The 11,738-nt window shown below is 68.6% G+C and carries 10 protein-coding genes; 8 read left to right on the top strand and 2 right to left on the bottom strand.

Going from position 1 to position 11,738, the window contains the following annotated elements:
* The first annotated feature begins 312 nt into the window (after positions 1 to 312).
* From ABD893_RS09855 to ABD893_RS17095, 5 genes are all read left to right on the top strand, one after another.
* Positions 313 to 1,137 (top strand): response regulator transcription factor, encoded by an 825-nt coding sequence (locus tag ABD893_RS09855; protein ID WP_345079074.1) that lies wholly within the window; start codon positions 313 to 315, stop codon positions 1,135 to 1,137.
* Positions 1,134 to 2,228 (top strand): sensor histidine kinase, encoded by a 1,095-nt coding sequence (locus ABD893_RS09850; protein WP_345079071.1) that lies wholly within the window; start codon positions 1,134 to 1,136, stop codon positions 2,226 to 2,228. Before ABD893_RS09855 ends, ABD893_RS09850 begins: the two co-directional genes overlap by 4 nt.
* Before the next feature lie 145 nt (positions 2,229 to 2,373).
* Entirely contained in the window at positions 2,374 to 6,246 is a 3,873-nt protein-coding gene (locus tag ABD893_RS09845; RefSeq protein ID WP_345079067.1) for a multifunctional oxoglutarate decarboxylase/oxoglutarate dehydrogenase thiamine pyrophosphate-binding subunit/dihydrolipoyllysine-residue succinyltransferase subunit, read from the top strand.
* 96 nt (positions 6,247 to 6,342) lie between these two features.
* Positions 6,343 to 6,987, top strand: coding sequence for a GDSL-type esterase/lipase family protein (locus ABD893_RS09840; protein WP_425548366.1), 645 nt, complete (start codon positions 6,343 to 6,345; stop codon positions 6,985 to 6,987).
* A 137-nt stretch (positions 6,988 to 7,124) separates the two neighbouring features.
* Positions 7,125 to 7,199, top strand: a complete 75-nt coding sequence (locus ABD893_RS17095) for a 50S ribosomal protein bL37 (protein ID WP_425548375.1) — start codon at positions 7,125 to 7,127, stop codon at positions 7,197 to 7,199.
* 163 nt (positions 7,200 to 7,362) lie between these two features.
* On the opposite strand, the gene ABD893_RS09835 is transcribed toward ABD893_RS17095, so the two are convergent.
* Together ABD893_RS09835 and ABD893_RS09830 are read right to left on the bottom strand one after the other, a co-directional pair.
* Entirely contained in the window at positions 7,363 to 7,722 is a 360-nt protein-coding gene (locus ABD893_RS09835; protein WP_345079064.1) for an anti-sigma factor, read from the bottom strand.
* Positions 7,719 to 8,453 (bottom strand): sigma-70 family RNA polymerase sigma factor, encoded by a 735-nt coding sequence (locus ABD893_RS09830; protein ID WP_345079061.1) that lies wholly within the window; start codon positions 8,451 to 8,453, stop codon positions 7,719 to 7,721. The genes ABD893_RS09835 and ABD893_RS09830 overlap by 4 nt, the downstream gene beginning before the upstream one ends.
* Positions 8,454 to 8,710: 257 nt before the next feature.
* Between ABD893_RS09830 and ABD893_RS09825 the strand changes: the two genes are divergently transcribed.
* The 3 genes from ABD893_RS09825 to rsgA are packed head-to-tail and all read left to right on the top strand — an operon-like array spanning position 8,711 to position 11,681.
* Positions 8,711 to 9,277, top strand: coding sequence for a hypothetical protein (locus ABD893_RS09825; RefSeq protein WP_345079058.1), 567 nt, complete (start codon positions 8,711 to 8,713; stop codon positions 9,275 to 9,277).
* Positions 9,278 to 9,282: 5 nt separating this feature from the next.
* On the top strand, positions 9,283 to 10,608 hold the full coding sequence (gene aroA, locus ABD893_RS09820) for a 3-phosphoshikimate 1-carboxyvinyltransferase (RefSeq protein ID WP_345079055.1): 1,326 nt from the start codon (positions 9,283 to 9,285) through the stop codon (positions 10,606 to 10,608).
* Positions 10,605 to 11,681, top strand: coding sequence for a ribosome small subunit-dependent GTPase A (rsgA, locus tag ABD893_RS09815; RefSeq protein WP_345079052.1), 1,077 nt, complete (start codon positions 10,605 to 10,607; stop codon positions 11,679 to 11,681). Before aroA ends, rsgA begins: the two co-directional genes overlap by 4 nt.
* Positions 11,682 to 11,738 lie beyond the last annotated feature (57 nt).

Below are 11,738 nucleotides of genomic sequence, written 5' to 3'. Positions count from 1 at the left end.
AGGTCAACCGGGTCATTGCCAAGTTTTTGCCGAGATGCCATAAAGGTTGCCCGATCTTGACGAGCGGGGGCCCGCTCAGGGGTTCAGATCACGTTCCGAGCGTCGAAAGCGCCCCATGCGTGAGATCGCCGCAACCGTCCCTGCGTCACCCGACAGCGGGAGGTGCGCCTCGTGCCAGGGGTCGCCGCTTTGCTCGGCACCACACTCCGAGGGCGCCCCGAGGCGCGCTGAGGTCCCTAGCTCTCACGGAGGAATCCATGCGGCCCCTTGCCCTCCCGGAGGAATCCAGGGGGCGCCGTCTAGAGTGTCCCCATGCCACTCCCGGACAAGACAGCAGCCTCTGGTGCCGCCCCCGTGCGCGTCGTGGTGATCGAGGACGAGCCCACGATCACCCGAGCGATCGCCGACCGCCTCACCGCCGAGGGCTGGGAGGTCTCGACCGCCCTGGACGGCCCCTCCGGAGTGCGGACGGTGGCCGAGGTCCGGCCCGACCTGGTCGTGCTGGACGTCATGCTCCCCGGCTTCGACGGGCTCGAGGTCTGCCGACGGATCCAGGCTGACGACCCGGTGCCGGTGCTCATGCTCACCGCTCGCGATGACGAGACCGACATGCTGGTGGGCCTCGGGGTGGGCGCGGATGACTATATGACCAAGCCCTTCTCCATGCGCGAGCTCGTCGCCCGCCTCAAGGCGCTGCAGCGACGGGTGCGGCGGACCGGCGCGCCAGCCCCCACCGAGACGGAGAAGCAGGAGGCGCTCGAGTTCGGGGACCTGGTCATCGATCGGGCCGGCCGCAGGGTGATGCGCGCCGGGGAGCCGGCCCATCTGACCCCCACCGAGTTCGACCTGCTGCTGTGCCTCGCGAGCGTTCCCGGCACCGTCCTCACCCGAGAGCAGCTGCTGGCTGACGTCTGGGACTGGGTGGATGCGACCGGGACCCGCACCGTGGACTCCCACGTCAAGGCTCTGCGTCGCAAGCTCGGCGCCGACCTGGTGCGCACGGTCCACGGCGTCGGCTACGCCCTGGAGATCCCTGAGGACCCGGAGACTGTCGCAGCAGAGTCCGGCGCTCACCCGGGCGGCACGCCGGATCTCTCCTCGATGGCCACCCCGAACCTTCCCACCGACGACTCGTGAGCTCGCCCCGGGACGGGGAGCCGAGCAGCCGTCGCCGCGTCCCCGAACGGCTCGACGTGCGCCCCCTGGACCGGTTCCGCTCCTTCAAGGTCAAGCTCGGGATCCTGGTCGCCGCGAGCGTGAGCGTCGCCGCGCTGCTCACCCAGGTGAGCATCCGGGCCGGCATCGAACCGCTGCTCGCCCTGCCGCTGGTGGTGATCGCGGCGCTGGTGTTCACCCAGCTGCTGGCCCGCGGCATGACCTCGCCACTGCGCGAGATGACCGGCGCCGCCCAGGCGATGGCTCGCGGCGATTACAGCCGTGAGGTGCGCACCAGCAGCCGCGACGAGGTGGGCCAGCTGGCCGCGGCGTTCTCCACCATGGCCTCGGAGCTCGAGCAGACGGACAGGATGCGTCGGGACCTGGTCGCGAACGTGTCCCATGAGCTGCGCACCCCGGTCGCCGGGCTGCGGGCGCAGCTGGAGAACCTCGTGGACGGGGTCACCGAACCGGACCCCGCGGCGCTCGAGGTGGCGCTGAACGAGACGGAGCGGCTCTCCCAGCTGGTGGGGCATCTGCTGGATCTCTCCCGCCTCGATGCCGGGGTGGTCGATCTGGACCTCGAGGCGGTCGAGCTCACCCCGTTCCTCCACGAAGTGGTCGACGCCGCATCCCTGGCCTCCGGCGGTCGCGATGTGCGATGGATCGTCGAGGTCGACCCTCCCGACCTGTCGGTCGCCGCAGATGCGGCCCGGCTGCACCAGGTGATCCACAACCTGCTCGAGAACGCCGCCCGGCACTCCCCCGTCGGCGGCCGCATACATATCTCCGCAGCGCTGATCGGACCGGAGGGCGGGGTGCGGATCGATGTGCACGACGAGGGTCCGGGCATCGCCCGCGAGGACCGTTCCCGCGTGTTCGAACGATTCCAGCGCGGTGGCTACGCCGACTCCTCAGGAGGCACTGGACTGGGTCTGGCCATCGCCCGATGGGCGGTCGGGCTGCATGGCGGCACCATCGAGGTCCTCGACGACCCCCGCAGCCAGGACACGCACGACGGGCGCTCCTCTCTGATCCGGGTGGTGCTCCCGGGATCTGCACCCCTGCCCTGATACCCCTGCCCTGACAGGGTGATGTCGCGCACCTCCGCCCCTCTTCCCCTGTCGCGGAGGCGGCATCCGCGCACGTCGGGCACCGTCTGCCGTTAGGCTGGGGCCATCCGTATCTCTCGACCGTGAGAAGGCTGGCGATCTCAGAGTGTCACAGCAGACACAGGACTCCGATTCTGTGGAGTTCGGCCCGAATCAGTGGCTCGTGGACGCGCTCCGCGAGCAGTGGCGTGAGGATCCCTCGAGCGTCGACCCGAGCTGGGCGGAATACTTCTCCACCCACACGGTGAACGCCGAGTCCTCCGCTACGTCCGAGCCCCCCTCGAGCTCCTCCGAGGCGTCGACGACGACACCTCCGACGAGCGCCGGGAGCTCAGCTGCCGCCCAGGAGCAGGACTCTCCTGGCACGAAGGCAGGCGCAACCAAGGCGGATCCCTCGCCGGAGCGGCCTGCCAAGGCGTCCGCTCCTGCGCGCGCCTCCACCTCGTCCTCCCCGTCGGCCGCAGTTCCAGCGGCCGCTTCCCAGCCTGCGAAGGAATCTCCTGCCGTGAACGACCAATCCGCGACGTCCGCCCCCAAGGCACCGGCGGTCTCCACCACCTCGGACCGCCCCGCGAAGGTCCCCACCACCACGTCGCAGATCCCTGCCGTCGAGCTGCGTGAGCCCGAGGTCGTCAAGCTGCGCGGCCCCGCCGCGGCGATCGTGCGCAATATGGCGGAGTCCCTCGAGGTGCCCACGGCCACCTCGGTGCGCGACGTGCCGGTGAAGCTGCTGTTCGACAACCGCATCGTCATCAACAATCACCTCAAGCGTCACCGCGCCGGCAAGGTCTCCTTCACCCATCTCATCGGCTGGGCGATGATCGAGGCGATCACCGAGATCAACGACATGAACAACGGTTTCGATGTCGATGAGAAGGGCAAGCCGCTCCTGCTGAAGCGCGAGGACATCAACTTCGGCCTCGCCATCGACATGCCCCGGCCCGACGGCTCGCGCGGCCTGGTGGTGCCGAGCATCAAGGCTGCCCAGCGCTTCGACTTCCGCGGCTTCTGGAAGGCCTACGAGGAAGTCGTCAAGAAGGCGCGCGCCGGCAAGCTCACCATGGACGACTTCTCGCACACCACGGTGTCGCTGACCAACCCGGGCGGCATCGGCACGGTCCACTCCATCCCGCGGCTCATGCAGGGCCAGGGCGTCATCGTGGGCGTCGGCGCGATGGACTATCCCGCGCAGTTCCAGGGCGCGAGCCCCGCGACCCTCGCAGAGCTCGCGATCTCGAAGGTCATGACGCTGACCTCGACCTACGATCACCGCATCATCCAGGGTGCCGCCTCGGGCGAGTTCCTCAAGCGGATGGGCGACAAGCTGCTGGGCAAGGACGGCTTCTACGACCGCGTCTTCGTCTCGCTGCGACTTCCGTACCAGCCGGTGCGCTGGGTGCCGGACAACCCCTTCCGGCACAACTCCTCGGAGCGCCTGGCCCGGGTGATGGACATGATCCATGCCTATCGGGTGCGCGGTCACCTGATGGCGGACACCGATCCGCTGCAGTACAAGGTGCGCACCCACCCGGATCTGGACGTCGAGACCTACGGCCTGACCCTGTGGGACCTCGACCGCACCTTCCCCACCCGCGGACTGGGCGGCAAGGACGAGATGTCCCTGCGCGACATCCTCGGTGTGCTGCGCAATGCGTACTGCCGCACCATCGGCGTGGAGTACATGCATATCTCCGACCCGGAGGAGCGTGACTGGATCCAGCAGCAGATGGAGACGCCGCGCAAGCCGTTCGACAAGACCGAGCTGACCCACATCATGGATCGGCTCAATGCAGCAGAGGCATTCGAGACCTTCCTGCAGACCAAGTTCGTGGGCCAGAAGCGCTTCTCGCTCGAGGGCGGCGAGGCCGTCATCCCGATGCTCGACGCCGTGCTGAGCGGAGCGGCCCACGGAGGCCTGGACGAGGTCGCCATCGGCATGTCCCATCGTGGCCGCCTCAACGTGCTCTCGAACCTCGCCGGGAAGAGCTACGGCCAGATCTTCCAAGAGTTCGAAGGCAACTACGGCAAGAAGCTCGGCTCCGGTGACGTGAAGTACCACCTCGGCACCGAGGGTACCTTCACCTCCCATGACGGCGAGTCCACCAAGGTGTACCTCGCGGCGAACCCCTCCCACCTGGAGGCAGTGAATCCGGTCCTCGAGGGCATCGTCCGCGCGAAGCAGGACCGGCTCGAGCGTCCCGAGGAGTTCCCTGTGCTCCCAGTGCTCGTGCACGGAGATGCCGCCTTCGCCGGGCAGGGAGTGGTCACCGAGACACTCAACCTCTCGGAGCTGCGCGGCTACCGCACCGGCGGCACCATCCACGTGATCATCAACAACCAGATCGGCTTCACCACGCTGCCGGACTCCTCGCGCTCGTCGTACTACTCGACCGACGTCGCCAAGTCCACGCAGCTGCCGATCTTCCACGTCAACGGCGACGATCCGGAGGCCTGCGTACGGGTCGCCGAGATCGCCTTCGAGTTCCGACAGAAGTTCCACCGCGATGTCGTCATCGACATGCAGTGCTACCGCCGCCGCGGGCACAACGAGGGGGACGACCCCTCGATGACCCAGCCCGAGATGTACAAGCTGATCGGAGAGAAGCCCTCCACGCGCAAGCTCTACATGGAGGCACTCATCGAGCGCGGTGACCTCACGGAAGAGGAGACCGCAGGGCTGGTGCGCAACTTCCAGGACCACCTGGACGAGGCGTTCGCCTCCACGCGCGCCGGCGCCACGGATGCCTCACACTCCTCCGACTCCGAAGAGACGGTGCAGGGCCTTGAGCTGCCCGACGCGCAGCAGGGCACCGCGGGGACCGACGAGGTCCGCACTTCCCTCGATCTCGCCGTGCTCGAGCAGATCGGGAAGGCGCACACCGACATCCCCGACTCCTTCACCGTGCATCCCAAGCTGATGACGGTGCTCCAGCGTCGTGCCCAGATGTCCACCTCCGGCAAGATCGACTGGGCTTTCGGCGAGCTGATCGCGTTCGGCTCGCTGCTGCTGCAGGGGCATCGGGTGCGACTGGCCGGCCAGGACTCCCGCCGCGGCACCTTCGTGCAGCGCCACAGCGTGCTCATCGACCATGAGAACGGTGACACCTGGACCCCGCTCTCCTACCTCTCGGACGACCAGGCACGCTTCAACGTCTACGACTCCTCCCTCTCGGAGTTCGCGGCGCTGGGCTTCGAGTACGGCTACTCGGTCGAGAGCCCGAACTCGTTGGTGCTGTGGGAGGCGCAGTTCGGTGACTTCGTCAATGGCGCGCAGACCATCATCGATGAGTTCATCTCCGCCTCCGAGCAGAAGTGGGGCCAGAACTCGAGCGTGGTCATGCTCCTCCCGCACGGCTACGAGGGTCAGGGACCGGACCACTCCTCCGCCCGCATCGAGCGCTTCCTGCAGCTGTGCGCAGAAGAGAACATGCGGGTGGCGGCCCCGTCCACCCCGGCGAGCTACTTCCACCTCCTTCGCAAGCAGGCGCTGGCCGAGCAGAAGAAGCCGCTGGTCGTCTTCACTCCGAAGTCGATGCTGCGGAACAAGGCAGCGGTGAGCGGCGTGGAGGACTTCACGACGGGAACCTTCGAGCCGGTGCTGCCGGACACCACCGTGGACCCGGCTGGAGTGCGTCGCGTGCTGATCGCCTCCGGCAAGGTCTACTGGGATCTGGCCGCGCGCCGTGAGCAGACCGGTACGACCGACACCGCGATCGTCCGCGTCGAGCAGCTCTACCCGCTGCCCACCGAGCAGCTGAAGAAGGCGCTCGACGGCTACCCCGACGCCCATCTGGTGTGGGTCCAGGAAGAGCCGCAGAACCAGGGGGCCTGGAGCTTCATGGCGATGAACTTCGCCGTCGAGGTCGGCCGCACGCTGCGGGTCGTCGCCCGAGCGGCGTCCGCCTCGCCCGCGACCGGCTCGAACGCGACCCACAAGATCGAGCAGGAAGATCTGCTCGACCGCGCCTTCGACGCTTGATCCGGTCCGCGGGTCACGGGTTCGCCCGTGGCCCGCGGCGCGGTTAGTGTTGACGCCGTTAGTGTTGAGGTCCCCGTCCCAGTTCAGGAGGTCCCGGTGCCCACCGTGCCCATGACGACCGCCCCGCATCCGGACTCCCGGATCCGCATCATCGCGCTCGGAGACGAGCTCCTCGCCGGGGTCGGTGATGCCCGTGCGCTGGGCTGGCTCGGACGAGCAGTGGCCAGTGAGCAGGGTGCATCCAGCCGCATCGACATCTTCTCCGCCGCACTGCCCGCTCAAAGCTCAGCAGACCTGGCTGAGCGCTGGGACGAGGAGGTGCAGCGTCGCTTCTCCACCCAGGGACAGGCCGACGGGTCGATCGACCATCGGGTGGTGGTGGCCATGGGCCGCGGCGATGTCGAGGCAGGGATCTCATTGGCCCGCTCACGCCTGAACCTGGCAAAGATCCTCGACGGGTTGGAACGACTGCGCATTCCCGCATTCGTGGTGGGCCCGCCGCCCAGCCGCGATCCAGGCACCACGAACTCCGTCCGGGAGCTGTCCGCAGCCTTCGAGGATGTCTGCTCCCGGCGTCGGATCCCCTTCGTCGACACCGTCGGCGGGCTGACGGGTCACGACCAGTGGGAGAGCGACCTGGCCCGCTCCCCCGGCGACCATCCGGGACAGACCGGCTACGGGTTGATGGCCTGGCTGGTGCTGCACGCCGGCTTCGGCTCCTGGCTGGGCACCTCCTCCTGACCGCCCCGCCTGTGAACAGGGAAGAGACCGAGTGACCTCGGACTCAGCAGGGTTCGTGCGCCGCCCCCGGGAGACTCCGAGAGCGGCGCGATGTGGCACAATCGTCGGGTTCCCCCGGGCGAAGAAAGGAGATCGTGATGAGCAAGCGAGGACGCAAGCGCAAGTCTCGCCGCAAGAGCGGCGCCAATCACGGCAAGCGCCCCAACAGCTGACCGTGATGTCGCCTTGAGCGATATGACGAAGGGCCCCTCCCGTCTCGGGTGGGGCCCTTCGTCATGCCTGCCGCCAAGCTCGTGTCTGCGCGCCGCGAGAGGCGCAACGCCCTGCGCATGGCCGCGCTCACGCTGGGCAGGGGCTGCCCCGGCCAGCGCGGGGCTACTCCGAGGTGGGGTAGACCCGGGACGTGGTGGTCTCGCTGGTGGTGATGCGCACGGTGCTGCCGTCGGCCTCGGTGCGGGTGACCGAGACGGTGCGGCACTGCACCGCGATGCGCTCGCGAAGCTCGGACGGTGCACGATCCGCACAGCTGCGTCGTACCAGCTCCTTCATCCGGCGCACCTGCTCCCACTCGTCGGCGCATTCCGGGCAGCCCACCGTGTGGCGTTGCATCTTCTCGACCATCTCGCGGGGCAGCTCGCCATCCAGCGCCTCTTCGAGTCCGTAGCGCAGATCACGGCGGGGCTGCTGCGCAGCATCTCCGCGGTCTCCACGTCCTGCGACGTTGGGATCGCTCATCGTTCCTCCTCCCGATCATTCGACGGGGTCTTCGACTGGACGTCTTCTTCGGGCGCGGCGTCTAAAGCTGCGCCCGGCCCGGGGGCGGCCGGGTCCGCTCGCAGGAAACCGCTGCGGTAGGCGTAGTCGGAGAGCCTCTCGCGCAGCTGTCGGCGCCCGCGGTGCAGGCGCGACATGACCGTGCCGATCGGGGTGTCCATGATCTCTGCGATCTCTTTGTACGCGAAGCCTTCCACGTCGGCGAGATAGACCGCGATGCGGTAATCCTCCCGCAGCTCTCCCAGCGCGTCCTTGACCGCCGAATCGGGAAGGCTGTCCAGCACCTCGGTCTCCGCCGAGCGCAAGCCGCTGCTGGTGTGCCCTGCGACTTCGGCCAGCTGCCAGTCCTCGACGGTGTCTGTCCAGGCCTCCTTCGGCCGGCGCTGCTTCGTGCGGTAGATCGAGATGTAGCTGTTGGTCATGATTCGGTACAGCCAGGCCCGCATATTGGTGCCTGGGGTGAACCGGTCACGGGCGCGGAATGCCTTGACGAAGGTGTCTTGGACCAGGTCCTCCGCGTCATGGGGGTTGCGGGTCATCCGCAGTGCACCGCCGTAGAGGGAGTCCAGATGCGACAACGCTTCGGACTCGAAGTCGAATTCCTGCACGTCGTCAGGACCCGACAGGATCGGTGCCCGGTCGGTCTCGGGCGGGCCGGCCTCTGGGCTCGGAGTGGCATCAGTCTGGATCATCGTCCTCCAACCTACGCCACGGGGCTGGGTCGGAGCGTGCTCGAGCACTGCAACGGGCATGCATCGTCTCCTCTCCCGGCGTCCGCCGGTCTCTCGCGGGAACTGCCAGGGACGGCGACGGCCGTCCCCTCTGTGCACCCTGTGCAACGCCGGAGGCCCGAGGAATGTTCCCTCCGCTGTAGTCTGGACGCCGGTGAGCTGCCTGACATGGCCGGTTCACCGGACTTGCTGACACCCGTCAAGAACGTGAGGACACCATGGCCCTGGTCCGTCGTATCGCTCGACCGCTGCTCGCCGCTCCCTTCATCTTCGAAGGCGTGCGCACTGCACTCCGCCCCGAGCGCGAGATCGATGTCTATCCGCAGGCCTTCGACGCCGTCGATTCTGCGATCGCCAAGAGTTCCGCGCCGGGCTTCGTCGATGCGCGCACCGTGATCCGGGCCGCTGGTGCGGTCGCGGCGGGTGCTGGCGTCCTCTACGCCACCAACCGCTACCCACGCACGGCCGCGGCGACGCTCCTGCTGACCACGTCTCTCGGCTGGGCGGGGCGCAAGAAGGTCTGGGAGCTGCGCGGCGAGGAGCTGACCCAGGAGGTCCAGTCGATCCTCACCGACGCCGGGCTGCTCGGCGGCGTGCTGCTGGCAGTGGTGGATCACGATGGCCGCCCTTCGCTGGGCTACCGCGCGAACAAGTTCGTCGAGCGCAGCCAGAAGAAGGCAGCTGCCACTCAGCGTGAGCTCGAGAAGAAGGCCGGCAAGCTGGAGAAGAAGGCGAAGGGCGCTGTGCAGACCGCACAGAAGCAGCTCTCCGTCCAGCAGGGTTGACCTTGATGGCGTCTGAGGTGCTGTGGAACGCACCGGTCGCGGATGAACCCGTCGACGCACTGGTGCGGGTTCCCGGTTCGAAGTCTCTGACCGCGCGCTGGATGCTGCTGGCCGCCGCTGCGGAGGAGCCTTCCACGTTGCGCGGAGCTCTGGTCTCCCGAGACACCCGGCTGATGCGGGATGCACTCGAGCGTCTCGGTGCGGTGCTCACTGTCCAGGACGGCACCCTGCAGGTCTCGCCGCTCCCGCCTCCCGCAGAGCATCCTGCCGATCCGATCGAGATCCATACCGGCCTGGCGGGGACCGTGATGCGTTTCGTGCCGTTGCTCGCGGCGCTCCATCACGGAGACGTCCGGTTCACGGGAGATGACGCTGCCCTGCAGCGCCCGATGGATGCGGTCATCGATGCACTGCGGCAGCAGGGCGTCGAGGTCACCGAGCACGGGCAGCCCGGGTTCCTGCCGCTGACCGTGCACGGCACCGGGCGTCTGAGCGGGGGCCGGGTCGAGGTCGATGCTTCTGCCTCCAGCCAGTTCGTCTCCAACGTCCTGCTGGTCGCCGCGCGCGCCGAGGCGGACCTGGAGCTGGTGCATGTGGGCCAGGTGCTGCCCTCGCTGCCGCATATCGAGATGACGCTGGAGACGATGCGCCAGGCCGGGGTCCAGGCCTCGCACCGCGTGGACGAGCAGGGCCGGCACAGCTGGAGCGTGAGCACCGGGCCGATCCGACCCGTGGAGGTCATGATCGAGCCGGACCTGTCCAACTCCGGGCCCTTCCTGGCCGCGGCGATGGTCACCGGCGGCACGATCGCGGTCGACGACTGGCCGGAGACCACGACCCAGCCCGGGGACGCCTATCGCGAGCTGCTCGGTCGAATGGGCGGTGAGATCTGGCGCGAAGACGATTCCCTCTGCGTGCGCGGCACCGGTACGATCCGTGGCATCGACGCGGACATGTCCGCCGTCGGCGAGCTGGTTCCCACCATGGCGGCACTCTGCGCCCTCGCAGACTCTCCGTCTCGGCTCACCGGCGTCGCGCACCTGCGCGGCCACGAGACCGATCGCTTGAAGGCCCTGGCCACCGAGCTGTCGAAGATCGGAGCACGCACCGTCGAGCTCGACGACGGTCTGGAGATCCATCCCGGGCCGCTGCATGGCGAGGTGTTCGAGAGCTACGAGGATCACCGCATGGCCACCGCCGGCGCGATCATCGGACTGCGGGTCCCGGACCTGCGGGTGGTCGATATCGGCACCACCCAGAAGACCCTCCCGGACTTCGTGGGAATGTGGCTGGCGATGCTGCATCCGGAACCGGCAGCGGACGACGCGTGAGCCGCTCGGCCCGCGAGTACGACGAGAGCGACATCCGCGTCCGCCCCAGCCGACGCGGCTCGCGGCCTCGGACGAAGGATCGGCCCAAGCATGAGGATGCCGTCACCGCCCGCGTGGTCTCCGTGGACCGCGGGCGGTGGCGGACGATCGTGGAGGAGGGCTCCGAGACCGAGCACGCCGTCACCGCGATGCGTGCCCGGGAGCTCGGCCGCTCCCCCATCGTCCCCGGCGACCTGGTGGGCCTGGTCGGTGACATCTCGGGGCGCGACGGGTCGCTCGCCCGGATCGTACGCATCCAGGAGCGCAGCTCCTTCCTGCGGCGCAGCGCCGACGACGACGATCCGACCGAGCGCCCGCTGGTCGCGAACGTCGATCTGATGGTGATGGTGACCGCGGTCGCCGACCCCGAGCCGCGGGGCGGCATGATCGACCGCTGCCTGGTCGCCGCCTATGTGGCCGGCATCGACGCGCTGCTCGTGCTCACCAAGACCGATCTGCGCTCCCCCGATTCCTTCCTCACCGCCTACGCACCGCTGGGACTCGAGCACCTCCGCACCCGGAGAGAATCCCCCGAGGAGGCTGCCGAGTCCGGTCACCCCGGCCCGCCCGGGATCGTGGGCCTGGAGGATCTGCGCGAGCTGCTCTCCGGGCGGGTCAGCGTGCTGATCGGGCACTCGGGGGTGGGCAAGTCGACGCTGCTCAACGCGCTGGTCCCCGGGACCGACCGGGCGATCGGCGTGGTCAACGATGTCACCGGCCGCGGCCGCCACACCTCCTCCTCGGCGCTCGCGATGCCGCTGCCGGACGACGACGGCTGGGTGATCGATACGCCCGGCGTGCGCTCCTTCGGGCTGGGCCATGTGGATCCCGATGAGCTGCTGGAGGCCTTCACGGATCTGGCGGAGCTCGCCGAGCGCTGCCCCCGCGGCTGCACCCACCTCGAAGACGCTCCCGACTGCGCTCTCGATGCGCAGGTCGAAGCGGGCGCTGCGGGCACCGCCGGTCCCGCGCGCCTGCTCTCCTACCGCCGCCTGGCCACCGCGCTGCGCAAGAACGACCCCTGGGAACTGTGAGCACGGCATTGCAACCGCTCCACCCATCGGTTCCGCTCGTCGGCGCCGCTCGTCTGC

Origin of the sequence: Brachybacterium paraconglomeratum, assembly GCF_039541415.1 — a bacterium.
Taxonomy (GTDB): domain Bacteria; phylum Actinomycetota; class Actinomycetes; order Actinomycetales; family Dermabacteraceae; genus Brachybacterium; species Brachybacterium paraconglomeratum_A.
This window is presented reverse-complemented; position numbering and strand designations above follow the sequence as displayed.